Source organism: Streptomyces sp. DSM 42067, assembly GCF_055792885.1.
In genome coordinates this window covers 5,457,957-5,481,088 of sequence record NZ_CM147706.1, presented here as the reverse complement: position 1 = coordinate 5,481,088, position 23,132 = coordinate 5,457,957, and the positions used below count along the sequence as shown (strand labels likewise).

15 protein-coding genes are annotated in these 23,132 nt (G+C 71.2%); 4 read left to right on the top strand and 11 right to left on the bottom strand.

Annotation, left to right across the window (positions count from 1 at the left end):
• Positions 1–49 precede the first annotated feature (49 nt).
• From ACSMXV_RS25190 to ACSMXV_RS25170, 5 genes are all read right to left on the bottom strand, one after another.
• The gene (locus tag ACSMXV_RS25190) at positions 50–1,690 is read right to left on the bottom strand and encodes a succinic semialdehyde dehydrogenase (protein ID WP_473173507.1); all 1,641 of its coding nucleotides are present in this window, start codon (positions 1,688–1,690) and stop codon (positions 50–52) included.
• A 198-nt stretch (positions 1,691–1,888) separates the two neighbouring features.
• The gene (locus tag ACSMXV_RS25185; RefSeq protein WP_473173506.1) at positions 1,889–3,658 is read right to left on the bottom strand and encodes a serine/threonine-protein kinase; all 1,770 of its coding nucleotides are present in this window, start codon (positions 3,656–3,658) and stop codon (positions 1,889–1,891) included.
• Positions 3,659–3,749: 91 nt separating this feature from the next.
• Positions 3,750–5,387, bottom strand: coding sequence for a serine/threonine-protein kinase (locus ACSMXV_RS25180; protein WP_473173505.1), 1,638 nt, complete (start codon positions 5,385–5,387; stop codon positions 3,750–3,752).
• A 340-nt stretch (positions 5,388–5,727) separates the two neighbouring features.
• Positions 5,728–8,472 carry a protein kinase gene (locus ACSMXV_RS25175; protein WP_473173504.1) on the bottom strand — a complete coding sequence of 915 codons (2,745 nt, stop codon included), beginning with the start codon at positions 8,470–8,472 and terminating at the stop codon, positions 5,728–5,730.
• A gap of 225 nt (positions 8,473–8,697) precedes the next feature.
• Positions 8,698–11,184, bottom strand: coding sequence for a serine/threonine-protein kinase (locus tag ACSMXV_RS25170; RefSeq protein ID WP_473173503.1), 2,487 nt, complete (start codon positions 11,182–11,184; stop codon positions 8,698–8,700).
• 112 nt (positions 11,185–11,296) lie between these two features.
• On the opposite strand from ACSMXV_RS25170, the gene ACSMXV_RS25165 reads away from it, so the two are divergent.
• Positions 11,297–12,340, top strand: a complete 1,044-nt coding sequence (locus ACSMXV_RS25165; RefSeq protein ID WP_473173502.1) for a serine hydrolase domain-containing protein — start codon at positions 11,297–11,299, stop codon at positions 12,338–12,340.
• A 47-nt stretch (positions 12,341–12,387) separates the two neighbouring features.
• Here the strand turns inward: ACSMXV_RS25165 and ACSMXV_RS25160 are convergent, their stop codons facing one another.
• On the bottom strand, positions 12,388–14,094 hold the full coding sequence (locus tag ACSMXV_RS25160) for a glycerol-3-phosphate dehydrogenase/oxidase (protein ID WP_473173501.1): 1,707 nt from the start codon (positions 14,092–14,094) through the stop codon (positions 12,388–12,390).
• Positions 14,095–14,361: 267 nt separating this feature from the next.
• Between ACSMXV_RS25160 and ACSMXV_RS25155 the strand changes: the two genes are divergently transcribed.
• A complete protein-coding gene (locus ACSMXV_RS25155; protein ID WP_473173500.1) occupies positions 14,362–15,654 on the top strand; it encodes a nucleotide sugar dehydrogenase in 1,293 nt (430 codons plus the stop codon).
• A 94-nt stretch (positions 15,655–15,748) separates the two neighbouring features.
• On the opposite strand, the gene ACSMXV_RS25150 is transcribed toward ACSMXV_RS25155, so the two are convergent.
• The 4 genes from ACSMXV_RS25150 to ACSMXV_RS25135 form a co-directional block, all read right to left on the bottom strand.
• Positions 15,749–16,873, bottom strand: coding sequence for a GuaB3 family IMP dehydrogenase-related protein (locus tag ACSMXV_RS25150; protein WP_473173499.1), 1,125 nt, complete (start codon positions 16,871–16,873; stop codon positions 15,749–15,751).
• 103 nt (positions 16,874–16,976) lie between these two features.
• Entirely contained in the window at positions 16,977–18,485 is a 1,509-nt protein-coding gene (gene guaB / locus ACSMXV_RS25145) for an IMP dehydrogenase (RefSeq protein WP_473173498.1), read from the bottom strand.
• 160 nt (positions 18,486–18,645) lie between these two features.
• On the bottom strand, positions 18,646–19,221 hold the full coding sequence (locus ACSMXV_RS25140) for a sigma-70 family RNA polymerase sigma factor (RefSeq protein ID WP_281399109.1): 576 nt from the start codon (positions 19,219–19,221) through the stop codon (positions 18,646–18,648).
• A 290-nt stretch (positions 19,222–19,511) separates the two neighbouring features.
• On the bottom strand, positions 19,512–20,123 hold the full coding sequence (locus ACSMXV_RS25135) for a response regulator transcription factor (protein ID WP_003948568.1): 612 nt from the start codon (positions 20,121–20,123) through the stop codon (positions 19,512–19,514).
• A gap of 389 nt (positions 20,124–20,512) precedes the next feature.
• Here ACSMXV_RS25135 and ACSMXV_RS25130 point away from each other — a divergent pair, with 389 nt between their 5' ends.
• Positions 20,513–20,848, top strand: coding sequence for a WhiB family transcriptional regulator (locus tag ACSMXV_RS25130; protein WP_181659121.1), 336 nt, complete (start codon positions 20,513–20,515; stop codon positions 20,846–20,848).
• Between the two features lie 260 nt (positions 20,849–21,108).
• Here the strand turns inward: ACSMXV_RS25130 and ACSMXV_RS25125 are convergent, their stop codons facing one another.
• Complete coding sequence (locus tag ACSMXV_RS25125; RefSeq protein WP_473173497.1) at positions 21,109–22,005, bottom strand: LysR family transcriptional regulator; 897 nt, start codon at positions 22,003–22,005, stop codon at positions 21,109–21,111.
• Positions 22,006–22,301: 296 nt separating this feature from the next.
• Here ACSMXV_RS25125 and ACSMXV_RS25120 point away from each other — a divergent pair, with 296 nt between their 5' ends.
• On the top strand, positions 22,302–23,075 hold the full coding sequence (locus ACSMXV_RS25120) for an SDR family NAD(P)-dependent oxidoreductase (protein ID WP_181659119.1): 774 nt from the start codon (positions 22,302–22,304) through the stop codon (positions 23,073–23,075).
• The last annotated feature ends 57 nt before the right edge of the window (positions 23,076–23,132 follow it).

The window sequence follows — 23,132 nt, the reverse complement described above, 5'->3', positions numbered from 1 at the left end:
CTCCTCGTTGAGAACTGCTGAAAACGGGTGGTTGAGAGCGGGGTGGCTGCTAGCGCAGGCGCAGCGCCTTCATCACCCGCAGGCTCCGGCTCATGAAGGCCGCGTACTTCTCGTCGTCCATGCCGAACGCGGGTGCCATGGGCATGATCCGCTGATGGGCGACGGTCTGCGGCTCGGTGTACTTGAGGATGCCCTCGGAGCCATGGCGGCGGCCGAGGCCGGAGTCCTTCATGCCGCCCATCGGGGACTGGACGCTGCCGTACGCGGACGCGTACGCCTCGTTGACGTTGACCGTGCCGCTGCGCAGACGGGCCGCGATCCGGCGCCCGCGACGGCCGTCCTTCGTCCAGACCGAGGAGTTCAGGCCGTACGGCGTGGAGTTGGCGAGCTCGACCGCCTCGTCTTCGTCCTTGAAGCGGTAGATGGAGACGACTGGGCCGAAGGTCTCGTCGCTGCAGACCGCCATCGGAGCCTCGACGCCGTCCAGGATGGTCGGCTCGTAGAAGTACGGCCCGATGTCCGGGCGGGCCACGCCGCCCGCCACCACCTTCGCACCCTGCTTGACGGCCTCCTCGACATGCCGGGCCACGACCTCCAGCTGCCGCGCTCCGGCCAGCGAGCCCATGTCGGCGCCGTACGCGAGGGATGTGCCGAGCCGCATCGCCTTCGTACGCGCCGCGAACCGCTCCACGAAAGCGTCCGCGACCGACTCGTGGACGTAGAGCCGCTCGATGGAGATGCACAGCTGCCCCGCGGTCGAGAAGCAGCCGCGCACCGCGCCCGCCGCGGCCTTCTCGATGTCGGCGTCGTGGAGCACCAGCATGGCGTTCTTGCCGCCGAGTTCGAGGGATACGCCGACCAGGCGGGCGGCGGCACCCTGGGCGACCTCGCGGCCGGTGCGCGTGGAGCCGGTGAAGGAGACGTAGTCCGCGTGCTTGACGACCTCAGGGCCCACGACCGGGCCGTCGCCGAGCACGACCTGGAAGACCCCTGCGGGCAGCCCGGCCTCGATCAGCAGATCGCGCGCCCAGAGGGCGGTGAGGGCGGTCTCCGTGTCGGGCTTCATGACGACCGCGTTGCCCGCGACGAAGGCGGGCAGGGCGTCGCCGACGGACAGTTCGAGGGGGTAGTTCCAGGGCGCGATCTGGCCGATGACGCCGCGCGGGTGGCGGTGTTCGGTGACCTTGGTGAGGGTCGGCACGGCTCCGGTGTGCCCCTTGGGGCGCAGATACGAGGGGGCCTTGCGGCCGTAGTGCCGCGCGGCCACGGCAACCGCCTGGACCTCTTCGTGCGCGTGGAGCCGGGCCTTGCCGGTCTCCAGCTGGATGAGGTCGAGCACCTCGGCCTGGCGGGCGAGGACGAGATCGTGGAAACGGAGCAGGACGGCGGCCCGTTGCCGTACGGGCGTCGCCGCCCACACCGGCTGGGCGGCGCGGGCCCGCGCGAAGGCCTCCTCGACGTCCGCGGGCGTGGACTCGGGCAGGTCGGCCAGCTTCTCGCCGGTGAACGGCGTGTGGTTGGCCGTCCGGCCTGAGCCGACGACGTCTCGGGTGAGCTGGGCGACCAGCTCGGGCGTGACCACGTCGGCCGCCGCGCGCGCGCCCGCCGGGGCGGGGGCGAGCGGGTTCGTACCGGCCGTGCTGTCCGAAGTGGCCCCAGGCGAGGGGGCGGTGGCCTGCGAGTCCGTCATGGGCGTGAGCGTAGGGGCACGCCGACCTTTTGGGTACCCGTCGGTAATGGCTTTCACGGACTGCGCACATGGAGCCAGTGATCACTGGCAGCGAATACCCCGAGCAGGGGTTACCCAGGGTTAGGGGGGATCGCTCAGGCCCTCTCCAGGCACCCCCTCAGGCGAACCTCAGGCGGTCCCCGTCCGCGCCGCCGACGGTCAGAGTTTCTCGATCGTCAGGTTCTCGATGGCCGCCTTGGCGACCTCCCGGCCGCGCTCCGTGAAGTCGCCCTTGCCCGGATAGTCGATCCAGAGCTTGTACAGGTCACCGGACTTGGTCATGTAGTAGAAGACCCTGGCCTCGCGCGGGCGGGGGGTGTCCGAGTCGGTCTGGTCGTCGACGTAGGTGACGGTGTTCTCCGCCGCGTCGCGCTCCTCGTACGAGGTCTTCGTCGTGCTCCCCTTGGGCGCGGGCTTCTCCGCCATGAAGGAGAAGTCGCCGTCCTCGGTGTCCTCCATGGAGTCCATGTCGTCGTACGCCTCCGAGGTCGCGGAGCCCGCGATCTCGTCGAGGGTGTCCTCGGACTTCTTGTAGAGGGTGAGAGCGATGGAGAGCGAGTAGCTCGGGTCGGTGTAGGTGACCCAGTGCTCCTTGTCGTCGGTGCCGTCCGGCACGGACTTCACGTAGTCCGTGGGCACGGCCAGCGTCGCACCCAGCGCCTTCTCCTCGCGTGTCTTCCAGCCCTCCGGCAGCGGGCCCGCGAACGGGCTCGCGATCACCAGATACGCCGCCACGGCCGCGGCCACGACCGCGGCCCCCGCGCCCAGCCACGCCTTGCGGCCGAGGCGGATCCTCCTGCCCCCTGACCCGCCGGACCCGCCGCCGATCTGGACGACCTGCGTCGGCTGGGGCTGGGGCGGCTGAGCGGCCTGCTCCAGCAGATGGCGGATCCGGGCGGCACCGGGCCTGTGCGCGGAATCCTTCTGGAGCAGCCCGTTGATCGCCTCGGCCAGCGGGCCCTGCGCGGAGGCTGGCGCCGCGGGTGTGGCGTTGAGGACCGCCTGCAGCGTCGACGGCGTGGTGGTGCGGCGGAACGGCGACACGCCCTCCGTCGCGGCGTACAGGACGACACCCAGCGACCAGAGGTCGGAGGACGGTCCCGGGCGCTGGCCCAGCACCCGCTCGGGGGCGATGAACTCGGGCGAGCCGACGAAGCCGCCGGTGTCCGTCAGGCTGGTCTCGCCCTCGATCTGGGCGATGCCGAAGTCGGTGAGGACGACCCTTCCGTGCCGCCCGAGCATGACGTTGTCGGGCTTGACGTCGCGGTGCAGGATGCCCGCCTGGTGGGCGGCCTCGAGCGCGCCCAGGACCTCGAGCCCGATGCGGGCGGACTCGCGGGCGTCGAGGGTGCCCTCCTTCAGCGCATCGCCCAGCGACCGGCCCTGCACGAACTCCATGACGATCCACGGCCGTCCGTCCTCGACGGCCACGTCGTGCACGGTGACGACCGACGGGTGGTCGAGCCGGGCCGCGGCGCGGGCCTCGCGGCGCATGCGCTCGAAGGCGTTGGCGCGCTCGCGCTCGGGAACGTGGTCGGGAACCCGGGGCTCCTTGACGGCCACCTCACGGTCGACGGTCTCGTCCTTCGCCCGCCATACGGTGCCCATGCCGCCGTGCCCGAGCTTGGACAGCAGCCGGTAGCGGCCTGCTATCAGGCGGCCTGCGCCCGGGTCCGGCTGCGCCTGCGGGTGCTGTGGCCGAGGGGGCTGCTGGTGCGGCTCCTGCGGAGTCTGCTGCTGGTGCGGAGGCTGCTGTTGCGGCGCGACCTGGGCGGGGGCGGCGTACGGAGCGGCGGGCGGCTGCTGGGCGTACGGATTGTGCTGCGCGTGCTGGGGGTGTTGCGGGTGCGGGACGTTCTGCGGGTTGTGCTGCGGTGGCTGCAGCCCGTAGCTCGTCGGCTCGTTCGGCTGTCCCCCTTGGTTCATCATGGCCACATCCTTGCGAAGGGGAACGGGGGAAGACCACATGGGGTGGGGTTCGGATGCAGCACCGTGACAAACCACACTCGGCCGGCTCGGTTCACTGCGTCCGCACGAACGAGTCAACCGCGGTATCGAAATACCGTTTCGCCTCGTCGGACCGGCCGACCGGCGCCGACACCCACACGTCGTACATCCGGCCGCCCTCCTCCCAGCACAGGTCGTACGTGTGCCGGGCGCCCTCCGCCTCGGTGAAGCCGTCCCAGGTGAACTCCCAGAGGGCCGCGGGACGTCCGTTGTGCGTGGTGGCGACGACCTCGCCGTCGCGGTAACCGAAGTTGTTCTCCGGGCCCTTGGCGTGGGAGCGACGCATCACCTCGAGCGGACCGCCCTCCTCCGGGTCGGCCACCTTGATGCCGATACGGAAGGTGCCGCCCGGCGACATGTAGAAGACGCGCGACCCCTGCGGGTCGCGCTTGAAGCCGTCCGGTACGGCGAGTGAAAACCCCTTCGGGTCCTTGACGATGCGATACCCGGCCGGTGCCGCGGGCGCCGGGGTCGCCGTCGCGGTCTCCGTCTGCTGCCGGGTCACGGTCACCGTCGGGGTGGGGCTTTCCGGGGAGCCGGTGGGCGACGATGCCGAGGTGCCGGGCGCCCGTTCCCCCTCGCCGTCTCCGCCCATGAGCAGCGCGGCGGCGGAGACTCCGGCCCCGACCACGGCAACGGCCAGGGCCGCGGCGGCCAGGATCGTACGGGCCGAGCGCCTCTGTTTCGCGGGCCCCGGCTCGGGGGCATGCGGCACCGGCACGTGTGGACGCGGCACATGAGGGCGCGGCATGTGGTGGCCCTGGTGACGGGGCACATCGCGCTGGGTGGGGACGTAGTCGGCGGGCAGGTGCGGGGTGCGGCCCGTGTCGGCGTAGGCGCGCAGCATGCGTTCCGCCTCCGCCGCGGTCAGCCGCCGGTCGGGGTCGCGCTCCAGCAGCCCGAGGACGACCGGCAGCAGCGGGGCGGCCGCATCCGGGATCCGGATGTCATCCATGACGACTGCGTGCAGGACGCCGCCCAAGGAGTCGCGGTGGAAAAGGGATTCCCCGCTGAGCGCCGTGCACAGCAGCGCTCCGAGAGACCACAGGTCGGACTCGGGTCCGGTTCTGTCGCCGGACATCCGCTCGGGCGAGGTGTACTCGGGCGAGCCGACGAACGACCCGGTCTCGGTGAGCGTCGTCGCCCCGGTGACCTGCGCGATCCCGAAGTCGGTGAGCACGACGCGGCCGGTACCCGCCTCCATCAGGACGTTGGCGGGCTTGAGGTCGCGGTGCAGCACTCCCGCCTGGTGCGCCTTCTGCAGGGCGGCCAGCAGCGCGAGTCCGATACGGGCCGCCTCGGCGGCGTCCACCGGTCCGTTCCGGGCGATCCGCTCGGCGAGGGACCCGCCGTCGATCAACTCCATTACGAGGTACGGGCGTTCGTCGTCCTCGACGACGTCGTGCACGACGACCACGTTGGGGTGGCTGAGCTGGGCGACCGCCCGCGCCTCCCGCAGCGTGCGCTCGCGCTGGTGCCGGGCCTCCTCCAGGGACAGCGTCTCGTCGAGCGCCAGCTCCTTGACGGCCACCTGACGGCCGAGGAGCTGGTCGGTGGCACGCCAGACGACGCCCATTCCGCCCCGTCCAATGCGGGCCTCCAGCCGGTAACGGCCGGCGATGACGCGGACGTTGTCCCCCTCGGTCCCCATGCGCCCCATCATGCCGCACGCGTGTGCACATGGAAGGTCATCCTCCGGCCGACGTGACCGGATCAGGTATGCAGGCGGTTGCGCGCCGTGGCATTCCGTACGCAGGTGCGAACACCGTCCGGCCGACGGTGCGCCGTAAAGGGCGCCGCAGTGGGCTCGGCGCGCTGTCAGGTCCGCCGTACACAACTCGGCCGTTCACGGTGCCGAGAAGGTGACGTTCCCGCCCTGTTCTTGACGGGGCTGACGGGGCCACTCCAGGAGTCGGCCACGCTCGGGGAAGACCGGCAGGCCGACGGTAGGACCGCCCTGTGACGGCTCCCGCCGCGACCGGGTCAGTCCCTCACGTGACCTGATATGTCGCCGAAGCCTGCTCGTACAGCCTCGTCACCTCGTCACGCTCCGCTTCCGGACCACGGACCTGGACGACGTGATACCGGCCGTCGAGGATCATCGCGAGGTTGCGTACGTAGATCTCCCGCCCCTTCGCGTCCTGCCAGGTGAACTGCCCCTCCGCCATGACGCGTCCGCCCACCTCGATACGGCGCATCCCGCTGGAGGTGGCCCAACTGGAGTCGCGGAAGGGCTGCAGTTCCAGCTCCTTCTCGCGCTGGTACACCATGGGGTCGCCGCCGTACACCGAGGTGCTGTCCCGGCCCGAGACGACGATCAGCGTGAAGTCGCCGTCCGTGTAGCGGATCTGGCCCTGCTCGTTCTCGGGCTTCCGGTCCCATCCGCGGGCCACGGCGACCTGGAAGCCCTCCGGGTCCTTGCGCAGAACGAACCCGTCCGGCAGATCGGGACCGGTGGTCTGCGTGTGCTGCGAACCGCCGCTCTCCTCGGGCGTCTTGCCGGACGACGCCCCGGGCGACTTCTCCGAGTCGCCGTCCTGGCTGCCGCTCTGGCTGCTGTCCTGCCCCTGCGTGGATCCCGGGGCGGCCGACATCGCCTCGCCCGCGGTGCCCGTACGGTCCTGCCCCTGACTGCCGTCGCTACTGGTCTCGGCCTTCGGCATGAACAGCATCGCGTAGGCGATGGCCGCGACCACTCCCAGCAGTATGAGCAGAAGCAGCGTCCGGCCGAGCGACCGCGGCCCCCGCTGCCGCGGTTGCCGCTCCGGCCTGGCCCGCTTGTGCCGGCCGCTGTGTCCGGTGGTGGCGGGCGGGGCGGCGCGGCGCTTCCGTACGATCTCACCGCGACGGCGTACGACGGGCAGACGGCCGGCGTCGTACGGCGGCGCCGCCACGACGTTGGCGCCCGCGTCCGGCTCCGGCGCCGACCTGACGAGGGAGCGCAGCCAGCCGCGCAGTTCCTCGAAGTCGATGCGCTCGGTGGGGTCCTGACGCAGCAGCGACTCGACGACGGGCCGCAGCGGTCCGCACTCCTCCGCGAACGCGGGCGGCTCCGCGCACACGAGTTGCACCAGTTCCGCGGTGCTCTCCTCCGGATACGGCGCGTGTCCCTGCACGGCACGGAACAGCAGCGCACCCAGCGCCCACAGGTCGGTGGCCGGGCCGATGGGGGGCGCCAGCTGCCAGTTCTCGTGCACAGGGCCGGCCTGTTCCGGCGCCCACCGCTCGGTGACGGGTCCGACCACCACCATCCGGGCCTGCCGTGCCCGCTCGGCGGCCAGTGGTGTGGCGGGCCCCCGGTTCTCGCGACCGGGTGCCACGAGCTCGCCCCAGCGGGTTCCGGGACGGGTGGAGTCGGTGCCGGATTCGGCGAGTACTGCTGCTCCGTCGCGGCGCGCGGCCGGGATCATCTCGCCGCTGGACGGCGATTCGACTCCGGTTCCGGGTCCCGTTTCGCTTCCGGGTCCGGTTTCGCTTCCGGGTCCGGTTTCGGTTCCGCGTCTGGGTTCGGTTTCGGTTCCGGTCTCGTCGCGCTGCCCCGCCGCCCCGCGGGCTCGCGGAACCGCCCCGTGCCAGGGCTGGGGCTGTGCTCGGCCCACTCCATAGGGGTGGGCAATGTGTCCGTGCGCCACGGCTTCACCGCGCTGTGCGTCCCCGTTCCGGTCGGGGGTTGGTGCCTCGTCGGAGCGAGGCGCGGGCAGGGCGGGCGTCGCGCCGGTGCGCTGTTCCTGGCTGACCCGCGCGGCCGCCCGGGCTCCGGCGCGATAGGCCGCGATGGCGCCCGCGCGTGCCGCCCTGACGTCACCACCCGCTTCCAGGTCGCGCCGCCCGAGAGCCGTGGCCGGGGAGGTGCCGGACTGCTTGTACGACGACGTCGGCACCGCCGGTCCGGAGGAGGGCGGGCCGATGGCCGGCGTACCGGCAGGACGCGAGTCACCTGGCCCGCCGCCACGGCCAGAGGCGCTCCTGTCGAAGTCCCCGGGCCGGCCACCGGCGAGCCCGTCGGCCGCGCCAGAGCCATGGGACCCGACGGAACCATCGGCCCCGGCGAAGTCGTCGGCCTCGCCGAAGCCATCAGCACCGCCGAAGCCATCAGCACCGGCGAAGTCAGCGGCTCCGGCGAAGTCAGCGGCCGGCCGCGGATCGTATCCGCACAGCGCCTCCTCCGCCGCGCCGGAGGCCAGGCCCGTCAACATCACGCGACCGTCGTCGCAGACCAGGACCGTACGCGTGGTGATGTTGCGATGCACCCAGCCGTGGGCGTGCAGCGCCCGCAGCGCCGTCAGAACGTCCGAGGCGACCTCTGCCGCCCGGTAGGGCGTGAGCGGCTTCTCGGCGAGCAGCGCGGCCAGCGGCCGGGCCGCCACCAGCTCGCTGACGATCCACAGCGAACCGCCCTCCGCGAACACGTCGAAGACCTGGTCGAGCCGTGGATGGTCGGGAATCTGCGCGGCCGCCTGCGCCGCCTCGATCGCGCGCCGCACCGCCGGGTCCGTGGCCCTGCGCGTCGCGCGACCGGGGGCGTGCCGCGGGCCCGCGCTGACGAACCCCTCGGGAAGACCGTCGGCGTCGAGCACCTCCGCCTCGACGACCTCCGGCAACGGCACCTGCCTGACCAGGACTTCCTGCCCGCTGAAGGTGTCGAAGGCCCGCGTCTGCGCCAGTTCGTACTCGTCGGACGGCGGCAGCGGCAGGCGGTAGCGGTCGGCGAGCACTCGCCCCGCGTAGTCGTCCACGACGCATCCCCCGTCCCCGCACGGTGGTCAATTCCGTTCGACTTTCGTACTTCTTACGCACGGATGCGGCTGCGCACCGTCCGCAACCACTCACGATACGTGCCGAAGGCAATCCGTATTGACGGGATGCGAGATCTCACGGGACGTGCCGCGGAATCGGACGGGCTGGGACGGTCTGGGTCCGACTTGGACGGGCCAGGTCCGGCCTGGACGGGTTGCGACGGGTCAGGACTTGGGCGTGAAGGTCCGGGCGAACGTCTGCCAGGTTCCACGCCGCTGCTCGCTGCTCCAGTCCGCCGCCTTCGCCGTGTACATGAGCGCATAGCCGAGTCGCGAGTTCACGACGAAGCCACGGTCTATCGACCGCCACTTGGTGCCGCCATCCACGTAGGTGAACTCCCAGTCCGCAGCGTTCCAGCCGCGGTAGCCCACCTTCTCGATCCGGATGCGGTGGTACTGGGCGCGGGTCATGTACCGCTCCTGGTTCTCCCAGTCGCGCACCGCATCGTCCTTGGGCGTCGTCGTCCAGCCGACCAGCAGCTTCTGTCCGTCCGGGCCGGTGAAACGCGCACCCGCGGCATCCGAGGAGACGTACTTCCAGCCCTTCGGCAGCCCTATCGAGAACCCCTGATCGTGCTTGTACGTCGTCACGGCGCCGTACCGCGAGCCGGTGCCGTCGCCGTTGCCGCTGCCGGTGCCGCTGCTCGAGTTCTCGCCACGGTCCTTCCCCTGGCCCGCGGACTCCCCCGAGCCGCTGTCCTCGCTCGAACCCGTGGCCTCGCCGCTGCCCTTGTCGGTACCGGCGTCGCCCCCGCTGCCCTTGTCCGTCTCGCCGCTGTCGGCGCTCGCACCGCTGGATGCGGACTTGTCGCTGCCGTTGCTGCTGTCCTGCGCGCCGTCGCCGCCGCTCAACGAGAGCGCCAGCACGGTGCCGAGCACGGCGAGCGCCACGACCACGGCGACGGCCACGAGCACGCGCCGTGACACCACATCGGTGAGCGACGCCTTGGGATGAGGACGCGGCGGAGCGACCGGGGGCGGCGGAGTGGCCGGTAGGCCGGAAGCACCGTGCGCCACCGTCGGATTCGCCCCGGCGGCGCCCTGGGCACCGGACATCCCACTCGTGGCCGCACCAGCGGCACCCACAGCACCAGCAGCGCGAGTGGCCCCCGAGCCGGCGTCGTCGGCGGCTGCCTTGGACGCGGTGCCTGCCGAAGCGTTTGTTCTCGAAGCGTCCGCTCCCGAAGCGTCCGCTCCCGAGGCGTCCGGTCCCGAAGCGGTGGTGCGCGCCGCCTCGGGGTCGGCTACTTCCGCCCCGCCGCCACGGGCACCGGTACCGGCGGAACGGGCAGAGCCACCGGTACCGGCAGCTCCGGCATCGGCGCCATTCCCGGATGCCACACCGGAACCACTGACGGAATCCGCGCCGGTTCCGGTGCCGGGGGAACCAGCCGCGCCTGTCGCCGACCGGCCCGGGGTCCCCTCCGCATCCGCCGTGGTGCCTCGCGTCCCGTCCGCGGGCGCGGCCGGCGCCGGCGCCGACGCCGCGGACGATCCCGCGGTGGTCTTCCGCGCCGGCCGCAGCGAGCGCAGCGCACCGCGCAGCCGATCCGCAGCGTCCTCGGCCTTCCGCCCCGCGGCGGCCGCCGCGCCACCGGACGACGCGGCACCGGACGACGCGGCACCGGAGGAAGCACCAGCCGCAGCGCCACCGGAGGCGCCCGCATCCGCGGACGCCGAACCTCCGCCCGACGTACCGCCTGCCTTCGAACCGCCCGCCTTGGAACCGCCCCTGCGCGGCCGCTTCTCCGGCACCGGCGGCAACGGCACAACCTTCGTGGCGTCGACCGGCTCCGGCTCGGGGGCGTGGATCACGTCGGTGAGCAGAACCCGCGCACCCGCGTCGTCGAGCCGCTGCTCGGGGTCCTTGGCGAGCAGGCCGTAGATGACCTTCTCCAGCGGGCCCGCGTTCTTCGGCGGCTCCAGCGGCTCGGTCATCACGGCGGTGAGCGTCGCGATCGCGGAGCCCTTGTCATACGGAGGAAAGCCCTCCACCGACGCGTACAGCAGACCGCCGAGCGACCACAGGTCGGCCGCGGGGCCCGGCTTGTGCCCGCGCGCCCGCTCCGGCGAGATGTACGAGGGCGCGCCGACGAGCATGCCGGTCGAGGTGATGGACGGGTCGCCCTCGACCTGGGCGATGCCGAAGTCGGTCAGCACGACCCGGCCGTCGTCCGCGATCAGCACGTTGGACGGCTTCACGTCGCGGTGGAGAATCCCCTCGCGGTGCGCCGAGCGCAGGACGTCGAGGACCGCCAGGCCGACCTCGGCCGCGCGCTTCGGCGTCAGCAGCCCGTCCTCGCGGATGACCTCGGCGAGCGACTTGCCCTCGACGAGTTCCATCACGATCCACGGCCGGTCGTCCTCGTGGACCACGTCGTACACCGTCACCGCGCTGGTGTTGCGGATCCGGGCGATGGCCTTGGCCTCACGCAGCGTGCGCGTGACTAGGCGGCGCTTCTCCTCCTGGTCGATGTTCGAGGGGAACCTCAGCTCCTTGACGGCGACCGCACGGCCCAGCGTCTCGTCCAGGGCGCGCCAGACGGTGCCCATGCCGCCGCGGCCGAGGACCCCTCCCAGCCGGTAGCGCCCGGCGAGGAGACGTGCGGTGTTGTCCTGACGGGCGTTACCCGTCTGCTCGGCCTCCGACATGCGTCCCCTCTGCAACCCGCCCTGACAGAGCCTTCATTGTCCCTCACCCGGGGACCGGCCGACGCCCAGGGTCCGCCGTCCCCCATGATGGGTCGCACACATGGAGGACCGTATGCCCCTGCCCCGGACACCGCTGGCCGTGCTGCTGGCCGCGGTCCTCCTCGCCCTGGCCCCGGGCAGCGCCCCGGCCTCGGCGACACCGCCCGCGGACGCCGCTCTTCCGCTGCTCGTCACCCGCGGCAGGGCTCCGGCGGCGGCCCTTCTGACCCGCGAGGAAAACGGCTCCCGCTTCGCCCGTACGGGTCCCGCCATACGGCGCGCCGACCACTTCCGCGCGGGCAGCGTCACCAAGACGTTCATCGCCACGGTAGTGCTGCAACTCGCGGCCGAACAACGGCTCTCCCTGTCCGATACCGTGGACCGCCATCTGCCCGGCCTCATACGGGGCCACGGCAACGATGGCCGAAAGCTGACCCTGCGGACGCTGCTCACCCACACCAGCGGCCTCTACGACTTCACAGCGGACACCCAGGGCACCGTCCCCCTCTCTCCCCTCCAAGCGGTCCGCACCGCGCTTGCGCACTCCCCGTCCGCGCGGGGCGGCTTCGCGTACTCGAACACCAACTATGTGCTGCTCGGCATGGTCATAAAGCAGGTCACCGGCCGCTCCTACGCCGCCGAGGCCCAGCGCCGCATCATCACCCCCCTCCATCTGACGGGCACCTCCTTCCCGGGCGCCCACACCTCGCTGCCCTCGCCGCACGGCCGCTCCTACACCGCCGACGGCACGGACGTCACAGCCCTTGACCCCCGGGTCGCCGGTGCGGCCGGCGAACTCGTCTCCACCCTCGCTGATCTCGGCCGCTTCTACGCCGCCCTGCTCGGCGGAAGGCTGCTCCCGCCCGCCGAACTGCACGAGATGCTCAACACCCACGCCACGCACGGCCGCTACGGAATGGGCCTGTACCCTCTGCGGCTGCCCTGCGGCACCACGGTGTGGGGGCACAACGGACGCATAGCCGGCAGCTATGTGCGCACCGCGGCCACCGCCGACGGCCGACGCGTCCTCATACTCCGGGTCAACACGGACGGCATAGCCGACCCGAAGCTCGAACCCGCCCTCCTGGCCGCCGAATTCTGTCCCCGGGCGCCCTGAGAACCTGAGAACGGCCTCCCGCGTACCCCGGACCCGCTCCGGCCCCGCTACAGAGGCACGATGTCCGGCGCCCCCAGCCGTGCCGCGTCCGCCGTCAGGTCGTCCGGCTGGCGCTGCGACTCGCGCTCGGCCTCGACCCGCTTCTGATAGTGCTCCACCTCGCGCTCGATCTGGTCCTTGTCCCAGCCCAGCACCGGAGCCATCAACTCGGCGGCCTCCCGGGCGCTGCGCGTGCCCCGGTCGAAGGTCTCGATGGATATGCGGGTGCGCCGCGTCAGGACGTCGTCGAGGTGCCGCGCGCCCTCGTGGGAAGCGGCGTAGACGATCTCGGCCCGCAGATAGTCGTCCGCCGCCTGGAGCGGCTCGCCCAGCGTGGGATCCGCGGCAATGAGGTCGAGGAGCTCCTCGGTGAGCGCACCGTAGCGGTTCAACAGGTGCTCCACGCGGACCACATGGATACCGGTGCGCGCCGCTATCCGTGCCCGCGCGTTCCACAGCGCCCGGTATCCCTCTGCGCCGACGAGCGGGATGTCCTCCGTGACGCAGTCCGCGACGCGCTGGTCGAGGCCGTGCACCGCCTCGTCCACCGCGTCCTTGGCCATCACCCGGTACGTCGTGTACTTGCCGCCCGCCACGACGACGAGACCGGGCGCCGGATGCGCGACCGTGTGCTCGCGGCTGAGCTTGCTCGTCGCCTCCGACTCCCCGGCGAGCAGCGGCCGCAGACCCGCGTACACCCCCTGCACGTCATCCCTCGAAAGTGGGACCGCGAGCACCGAGTTGACGTGCTCCAGCAGATAGTCGATGTCGGCGCTCGACGCCGCCGGGTGTGCCTTGTCCAGGTCCCAGTCCGTGTCCGTCGTCCCGATGATCCAGTGCCGCCCCCACGGGATCACGAAGAGAACGGACTTCTCGGTCCGCAGGATCAGGCCCGTGGTGGAGTGGATCCGGTCCTTGGGCACAACGAGGTGGATGCCCTTGGACGCCCGGACATGGAACTGCCCCCTCTCGCCCACCATCGCCTGGGTGTCGTCCGTCCACACACCGGTGGCGTTGACGACCTGCTGGGCGCGGACCTCGTACTCCCCTCCGGCCTCCACGTCCTGGACCCGGGCGCCGACGACGCGCTCGCCCTCGCGCAGGAAGCCGGTCACCCTGGCGCGGTTGGCGACCTTCGCGCCGTACGCCGCGGCCGTGCGCACCAGCGTCGCCACATAGCGGGCGTCGTCCATCTGCGCGTCGTAGTACTGCAGGGCCCCCACCAGCGCCTCCTTCTTGAGGCACGGCGCGACCCGCAGTGCATGACTCCTGCTCAGATGGCGGTGCACCGGCAGCCCCCGTCCGTGCCCGCGCGCCATCGACATGGCGTCGTACAGGGCCACGCCCGATCCTGCGTAGAGCCGCTCCCAGCCCCTGTGCTGGAGCGGATAGAGGAACGGCACCGGCTTGACCAGATGGGGTGCGAGCCGCTCCAGGAGCAGGCCCCGCTCCTTCAGCGCCTCGCGCACCAGCGCGAAGTCGAGCATCTCCAGATAGCGCAGACCGCCATGGATCAGCTTGCTCGACCGGCTCGAGGTGCCGGACGCCCAGTCCCTCGCCTCGACCAGGCCTGTGGACAGGCCGCGTGTGGCGGCGTCGAGTGCGGTGCCCGCACCGACCACGCCGGCACCCACGACCAGGACGTCCAGCTCACGCTCGGCCATGCCCGCGAGTGACTCCGCGCGCTCCGCCGGCCCCAGTGTCGCTGTCCTCACTGCCGCCTCCCGTTGTCGTCGCGCTCGCTGCCGCACCCCTTCGGGTGTTGCCCGGGCCCGCATCCCCCATGCGCAAATTCTGACCGCGCCGCCCGACTTCAGCCACCGCCCACCTCCCAACCTGTGGACAACACTCAGAGATCACCAGGCCAGCAATGCCGCATAACGGTCATATTTACTCCTAGTCTGACATTGCGCTGGTCCACCTTGTCCACAGGACTTGCGCGATCCGCCCGCTCCGGTTACTGGGAAGGACGTCCCACCCCCATGCCCGCAGATCTCGCAGTCATCGGACTCGGCCATATCGGGCTGCCCCTCGCCCAGGCCGCCGTCGCCGCCGGTGTCGCCACTCTCGGTTACGATCCCGGCCTCGCCACCGACCGCTCAGCCGCCCGGCTACCGGCCGACGGCACGGATACCGGCGCCCTTCCGGACACCGGGGCTCTCATGGACACCGGCGTCCTCACCGCCGCCGAACTGCGCCGGATGCTCTCGGGAGGCTTCCGGCCCACCGCCGACCCCGCCGAGCTCGGCCGGGTCCGGACAGCGGTGATCTGCGCGCCGGTTCCGCAGGGCGCGGACGGCGCGCTCGACCTCGGCCACCTGGCCGACGCGGCCCGCGCCCTGGCCGCCCGGCTGCGCCCGCACACCACCGTCATCCTCGAGTCGCCCGTGCCGCCGGGCACCACCGAGGACATCGTGCGCGCCTTCCTCGAAGAGGGCTCAGGGCTCCGCGCGGGCCGCGACTTCCATCTCGCGTACTCCCCCAGCCGCACCGACCCCGGCAACCGCACTCACGGCCACGCCAACACACCCAAGGTCATCGGCGGCCTCACCCCCGCCTGCACCGAATCGGCCGCGGCCTTCTACGGCCGCCTCACCGACAAGGTGGTACGCGCGCGTGGCCTGCGCGAAGCCGAGACGGTGCAACTCCTGGAGACCAACTACCGGCACGTCAACATCGCCCTCGTCAACGAAATGGCCGTCCTCTGCCACGACTTGGGCGTCGACCTGTGGGACGTCATCCGCTGCGCCGAGACCAAACCGTTCGGCTTCCAGGCGTTCCGACCGGGCCCCGGAGTCGGCGGCCACGGCGTCCCCCAGGACCTGTCGGGCCCTCCGCACACCGTCCGCCCCCTGCGCATGGTCGAGCTCGCCCAGCAGGTCAACGGCCATATGCCCCGGTACGTCATCCAGCGCGCCGCGACCCTCCTCAACGAGCACGGGAAGTCAGTGCGCAGCGCGCGCATCCTGCTGCTGGGCGTCACGTACAAGCCGGATCTGGCCGATCAACAGGGCTCACCCGCCCGGGAGATCGCCACCCGCCTCCTGGAACTGGGCGCCGCGGTCAGCTACCACGACCCGTACGTCCCCGCCTGGAGCGTGCTCGGCCACCCCGTCCCCCGCGCCGACTCGCTCTACGAGGCGGCAGCCGAGGCGGACCTGACGCTGCTCCTCCAGCACCACCGCACGTACGACCTCCAGGGCCTCTCTGTGAAGGCCCAGCTGCTGCTGGACACACGGGGGGCCACGCCGGCGGGGGCGGCGCACCGCCTGTGACGCCCGCGGGCAGGCACTCCGCGCCCACACGAAAACCTCCGGGGGCGCCCCGCCAAAGAGGGCGCCCCCGGACCAGTTCAGGCAGCGGACAGCGTCACCGCTTGTGCTGCGAGTCCGCCACCGTGACCTCGACCCGCTGGAACTCCTTGAGCTCGCTGTAGCCCGTGGTCGCCATGGCGCGGCGAAGGGCGCCGAAGAAGTTCATCGAGCCGTCGGGGGTGTGCGAGGGGCCGGTGAGGACCTCCTCGATCGTGCCGACCGTGCCGAGGTCCACCTTCTTGCCGCGAGGCAGCTCCTCGTTGACTGCCTCCATGCCCCAGTGGTGGCCCTTGCCGGGCGCGTCCGTGGCGCGCGCCAGCGGGGAGCCCATCATCACGGCGTCGGCACCGCACGCGATGGCCTTCGGCAGGTCGCCGGACCAGCCCACGCCGCCGTCCGCGATCACGTGCACATAGCGACCGCCGGACTCGTCCATGTAGTCACGCCGGGCGGCGGCAACGTCGGCGACGGCGGTCGCCATCGGAACCTGGATGCCGAGCACGTTGCGCGTGGTGTGCGCGGCGCCGCCGCCGAAACCGACCAGCACGCCCGCCGCGCCCGTACGCATCAGGTGCAGCGCCGCGGTGTACGTGGCGCAGCCGCCGACGATCACCGGGACGTCCAGCTCGTAGATGAACTGCTTGAGGTTGAGCGGCTCGGCCGCGCCCGACACGTGCTCGGCCGACACCGTCGTACCGCGGATCACGAAGATGTCGACGCCCGCGTCCACGACGGCCTTGGAGAACTGGGCCGTGCGCTGGGGCGACAGCGCGGCCGCGGTGACCACACCCGAGTCGCGCACCTCCTTGATCCGCTGCCCGATCAGCTCCTCCCTGATCGGGGCGGCGTAGATCTCCTGGAGGCGGCGGGTCGCGGTCTCGGCGTCCAGCCCCGCGATCTCGTCGAGCAGCGGCTGCGGGTCCTCGTACCGCGTCCACAGGCCCTCGAGGTTCAGCACGCCGAGGCCACCGAGCTCACCGATGCGGATCGCGGTGGCCGGCGAGACGACCGAGTCCATGGGAGCGGCCAGGAACGGCAGCTCAAAGCGGTAGGCGTCGATCTGCCAGGCGATCGAGACCTCCTTCGGGTCCCGCGTACGACGGCTCGGGACGACGGCGATGTCGTCGAACGCATACGCCCGGCGGCCGCGCTTGCCGCGCCCGATCTCGATCTCAGTCACGTGTGTGGCCTTTCCCTCTGCGTTTCAGCGCTTTCCAGTATCGCCGACACACACGACCAGGGCGGCCCCGGAACCTCCGGGACCGCCCTTCACGCGCGTGTGCTCAGCCCTTGCGGCTGTAGTTGGGCGCCTCGACCGTCATCTGGATGTCGTGCGGGTGGCTCTCCTTGAGGCCCGCCGAGGTGATCCGTACGAACCGTCCGCGATCCTGCAGCTCGGGAACGGTGCGCCCGCCGACGTAGAACATCGACTGGCGAAGCCCGCCGACCAGCTGGTGGACGACGGCCGAGAGCGGACCCCGGTAAGGGACCTGACCCTCGATGCCCTCGGGAACCAGCTTCTCGTCGGAGGCGACACCCTCCTGGAAGTAGCGGTCCTTGGAGAAGGACTTCCGCTCGCCGCGGGTCTGCATCGCGCCCAGCGAACCCATGCCGCGGTACGACTTGAACTGCTTGCCGTTGATGAACAGCAGCTCGCCCGGCGACTCCTCGCAGCCCGCGAGCAGCGAGCCCAGCATCACCGTGTCCGCGCCCGCGACCAGCGCCTTCGCGATGTCACCGGAGTACTGCAGACCGCCGTCGCCGATGACCGGGACCCCGGCCGCCTTGGCGGCGAGCGACGCCTCGTAGATGGCCGTGACCTGCGGTACGCCGATGCCGGCGACGACACGGGTCGTGCAGATGGAGCCGGGACCGACGCCCACCTTGATGCCGTCGACACCGGAGTCGATCAGCGCCTGGGCTCCGTCGCGGGTAGCGACGTTGCCGCCGATGACGTCGACGCCGGACGAGTTCGACTTGATCTTGGCGACCATGTCGCCGACAAGCCTGGAGTGGCCGTGCGCGGTGTCGACGACGATGAAGTCGGCGCCCGCCTCGATCAGCGCCTGGGCACGCTCGAAGGCGTCGCCCGCGACACCGACGGCGGCACCGACGACGAGCCGGCCCTCCGCGTCCTTGGCCGCGTTCGGGTACTGCTCGGCCTTCACGAAATCCTTGACCGTGATGAGGCCCTTGAGGACGCCGCTGTCGTCGACCAGCGGCAGCTTCTCGATCTTGTGGCGGCGCAGCAGCTCCATGGCGTCCACGCCGGAGATGCCGACCTTGCCGGTGACCAGCGGCATCGGCGTCATGACCTCGCGCACCTGGCGCGAGCGGTCGGGCTCGAAGGCCATGTCACGGTTGGTGACGATACCGAGCAGCTTGCCCGCGGGGTCGGTGACCGGGACGCCGCTGATGCGGAACTTCGCGCAGAGCGCGTCGGCCTCGGCAAGCGTCGCGTCCGGGTGCACCGTGATCGGGTCGGCGACCATGCCGGACTCGGACCGCTTCACCAGGTCGACCTGGTTGGCCTGGTCCTCGATGGAGAGGTTCCGGTGCAGCACACCGGCGCCGCCCTGCCGGGCCATGGCGATCGCCATGCGCGCCTCGGTGACCTTGTCCATCGCCGCGGACAGCAGCGGGATGTTGATCCGGACGTTCCTGGACAGATACGAGGAGGTGTCGATCTGGTCGGGCGCCATGTCCGACGCGCCCGGCAGCAGCAGCACATCGTCGTAGGTCAGCCCGAGTGTCGCGAATTTGTCGGGCACTCCGTCGACGTTGGCAGTCATGACACCTTCTCCAAATGGCCTTGATCGGTGCGGATGTCCATGCTAACGGGATCTGGAGGCGTCTCATTCCACGAACAAGATCGCCAGGTAGCTTTGTACGTTCGTACGTGACGGCGGCCTGCGGTTTTGGTCCGACCGGCCCCAGGGCCCCAAGCCGTATCTACTGCTCGGCCAACGCCCTCAGCCGGCTCAGCGCCCGATGCTGCGCCACCCGCACAGCCCCCGGCGACATCCCCAGCATCTGGCCCGTCTCCTCGGCCGTGAGCCCGACGGCGATCCTGAGGAGCAGCAGCTCACGCTGGTTCTCCGGAAGGTTCGCGAGGAGCTTCTTCGCCCACTCGGCATCGCTGCTCAGCACGGCCCGTTCCTCCGGGCCGAGTGAGTCGTCGGGCCGCTCGGGCATCTCGTCCGACGGCACCGCCGTGGAACCCGGGTGGCGCATGGCGGCGCGCTGCAGGTCGGCGACCTTGTGCGCGGCGATGGCGAAGACGAAGGCCTCGAACGGGCGCCCTGTGTCCTTGTAGCGCGGCAGCGCCAGCAGCACCGCGACGCACACCTCCTGCGCCAGGTCCTCCACGAAGTGGCGGGCATCACCAGGCAGCCGGGACAGCCGCGTACGGCAGTAGCGAAGGGCGAGGGGGTGAACATGGGCGAGCAGGTCATGCGTGGCCTGCTCATCACCCTCGACGGCACGATGGACGAGCGCACCGATCACCGTCGTCCCGTCCTCGCGCATCGGTCCATGGTGCCTTGGGGCTGACCGCTCCGTGGCACCACGTCCGTAGTTGTGCACCGAAGCGTTATGAGCAGGTGCGCCGGAACTCATCTCCTGCGCCCTCCCCTTCCGCTCGACCGACTTGTCCCCGAGGAACTCCACACCTCAAGGATGCGGCATCGGCCGCGAAGCGACATAAGCCCCCGCCGCGGCGGGGACATCGGCCGCTGTCGTGGTGGGCGGAAGCGGGCATTCGCCGCCCCGCCCACCGTACGGCGGGCGGGGATCGCCGTACCCCCGCGGCGGCACACCTAACGGACCAGGCCCCAGCGGAAACCGAGCGCCACCGCGTGCGCCCGGTCCGAGGCGCCGAGCTTCTTGAAAAGCCGCCGGGCGTGCGTCTTGACGGTGTCCTCGGAGAGGAAGAGCTCCCTGCCGATCTCGGCGTTCGACCGGCCGTGGCTCATGCCCTCGAGGACCTGGATCTCACGTGCGGTGAGCGTCGGCGCCGCCCCCATCTCGGCGGAGCGCAGCCTGCGCGGTGCGAGGCGCCAGGTCGGGTCGGCGAGTGCCTGCGTCACGGTGGCACGCAGTTCGGCGCGCGAGGCGTCCTTGTGCAGATAGCCGCGGGCACCTGCGGCGACGGCGAGCGCGACACCGTCCAGGTCCTCGGCGACGGTGAGCATGATGATCCGGGCACCCGGGTCGGCGGAGAGCAGCCGCCGGACGGTCTCCACGCCCCCCAGGCCGGGCATGCGTACGTCCATCAGAATCAGGTCCGAGCGGTCGGCCCCCCAGCGGCGGAGGACTTCCTCGCCGTTGGCCGCTGTCGTCACACGCTCGACACCGGGCACGGTCGCGACCGCGCGCCGGAGCGCCTCTCGGGCAAGCGGGGAGTCGTCGCAGACGAGGACGGATGTCATGGCCGCCCTCCGCAGCTGATGCGCGTCACCTTGAACCTCCAGGCTGTTACGGATCGTCACCTGTGCGGTCGACACTCGCCGACGACGACTGCCGTCTGCCCGAGCGCTTGTTCCTTCAACCGCTTCCGCAGACTCAACGATGGTCACTCGAAAGAGTTACGGGTCGGTCAGCCACCTTCGGCACTCTACGTGAGGGTACGGACACACCGCAGGTCGCGCGGTCACTGCTCGCTGTTCCGACGACCCCTATGCCCCATTCAGGCCCCTTTTCTTTCCATTTCCTGGTGTCTGCGACTAGATTCGCAAAGAGTCATATTTTCATCTCCTTAGACAGTAGATGTACGGTCGTGGACACTGTCCGCGCCAGAACGGCTACAAGGGGACAAGCGATGGCAGATTTCTCCCGCCTTCCCGGACCGAACGCAGATCTGTGGGACTGGCAGTTGCTCGCGGCCTGCCGCGGAGTCGACAGCTCGCTCTTCTTCCACCCGGAGGGCGAGCGGGGCGCGGCGCGGAGTGCCCGCGAGAACTCGGCCAAAGAGGTCTGCATGCGATGCCCGGTACGGGCCCAGTGCGCCGCCCACGCCCTGGCGGTGCGCGAGCCCTACGGCGTGTGGGGCGGGCTGACCGAGGACGAACGCGAGGAGCTCATGGGGCGCGCGCGCAACCGGCTGGTCTCGGCTTCCACGACGGGCGGCGGCATCGGCGGCATCGACGACAGCTGACGCGCAGCGCAGCAGCCAACTGAAGGATCGATTCGGCAGGAGGGGTTCCTGCGTGGGGCACGCGCATGCGTGCCTGTTCTGTTTCCGGTCCGGCTGTTCCCTGTCCGGCTTCCCCACGCTGCTCGTACGGCTTCCCCGCGCCGCTCGTCCGACTCCCGGCGCTTGCCCGTCCGGCTTCCCCGCGCCGCCCGTCCGACTCCCGGCGCTTACCCGTCCGGCTTCCCCGCGCTCCTCGTACCGCCTCCCGGCGGCCTTCGCGCCTAACGCGTCGCGGCCTGAGCCAGATGATCGAGCGTCGCCGCCACCGCCGGCACCTGTGCCAGATCCGGCAGCGTGAGCGCCACGATCTCCCGCTGCACCGGAGGCTCGACCGCCACCGCGCGCACCCCCTTCGGGCGTACGGACTCCAGTGCGAGCTCAGGCAGCACCGCCACGCCAAGACCTGCCCGGACCAGCCCGACCACCGCCGGATAGTCGTCGGTGGCGAAATCGATCCGCGGCGCGAATCCCGCGCTCTCGCAGACCTCGACCAGCTGCCGCCGACAGCGCGGGCAGCCCGCGATCCACGGCTCGTCGGCGAGCTCCCCGATGGCGAGCGACTCCGTCCCGGCGAGCCGGTGCCCCTCGGGGACGAGACAGACGAGCCGGTCGGCGAGCAGGGGGCGCACCACCAGGTCGTCCCACTCCTCAGCGCCCGGAGCGCCCTCGTAGCGGAAGGCCAGCGTCACATCGCAGTCGCCCTCGCGGAGCATCTCGACCGAGCGCGGCGGCTCGGCCTCCACCAGCGAGACACGGGTGCCGGGGTGCGCGGCGCGCAGCGCGGCCAGCGCCGAGGGAACGAGCGTGGAGCTGCCGCTGGGAAAGGAGACGAGCCGGACCCGGCCGGCCCGCAGGCCCGCGATGGCGGCGATCTCCTCCTCGGCCGCGGTGAGCCCGGCGAGGATGGTCGTGGCGTGCCGGACCAGCGCCTCGCCTGCCTGGGTGAGACGCATCTCGCGGCCCGTGCGGATCAGCAGCGGCGTGCCGGTGGTGGCTTCGAGGGCCTTCATCTGCTGGCTGACCGCGGGCTGGGTGCAGCCGAGTTCGCGGGCCGCCGCCGAGAAGGAACCCGTGGTGGCCACGGCACGCAGGACACGGAGATGACGGGCCTCGATCACGGTTCGAGCATAAGCGAGTCTTGGATACAGCGGCTAATAGTGAGTGGACGCTTTGGCGCTCGATTATCTGGCGTTGTACCGGGCGTTGTACCTGGCGTTGCGGTGAGCGGGAGCTGCTGCCGCGGCTGCTTGCGGCAGCGGAGGGGCTGCACGCCGGGGCGCTCAGGGACGCCCGCGACTACGTGGCGACGTACCGCTCCTGACGGCCTGTCACCCGTACGGCCGATACCCCGCCATCCGGCTGGGCGGGTGGACTGGCCGCGCCCCGGAAACGGGCAGTTGACTAGCCTTGATCCATGACAACGGCTCTGATTACGGGATCCACGGCGGGCATCGGCGCCGCCTTCGCGCGGCGCCTCGCCGCAGACGGTCGCGACCTGGTCCTGGTGGCCCGCGACACCAAGCGGCTGCGCGAGCAGGCCACCGAGCTGCACGACCGGCACGGCATCGAGGCGGAGGTGCTGACGGCGGACCTCGCGACGGAGGACGGCATCGAGGCGGTCACCGCACGCCTCTCGGACCGCAAGAGGCCGGTCGACCTCCTGGTGAACAACGCGGGCTTCGGCAACAAGGGCCGCTATCTGGAGGTCTCCATGGCCGACGAGCTGACGATGCTGAAGGTGCACTGCGAGGCCGTGCTCCGGCTGACGTCGGCGGCGGCGGAGGCGATGCGGGAGCGCGGCCGTGGAGCCGTGATCAACGTCGCCTCGGTGGCGGCGTTCGTCCCGCGCGGGACGTACGGGGCCTCGAAGGCGTGGGTCGTGCAGTTCACGCAGGGTGCCGCGAAGGACCTGGCCGGATCGGGCGTACGGCTGATGGCGCTGTGCCCCGGCTTCGTACGGACCGAGTTCCACGAGCGTGCCGGGATGAGCACGGACAACATCCCGAAGTGGATGTGGCTGGATGCGGACAAGCTGGTCACCGCGGCACTGACCGATCTGTCCCGCGGCAAGACCCTGTCGATTCCGGATCCTCGGTACAAGGCGCTGATGGGCCTGGTGAAGGTCGCCCCGCGGTCCCTGGTGGGCGGGGTCTCCTCGAAGACGGGTCGGAAATACGGACCCCAGTGACCTCCCGAATCCCGTTCCGCCACATCGGCGGAATGGGATTTTTCACTAAAATGGGTG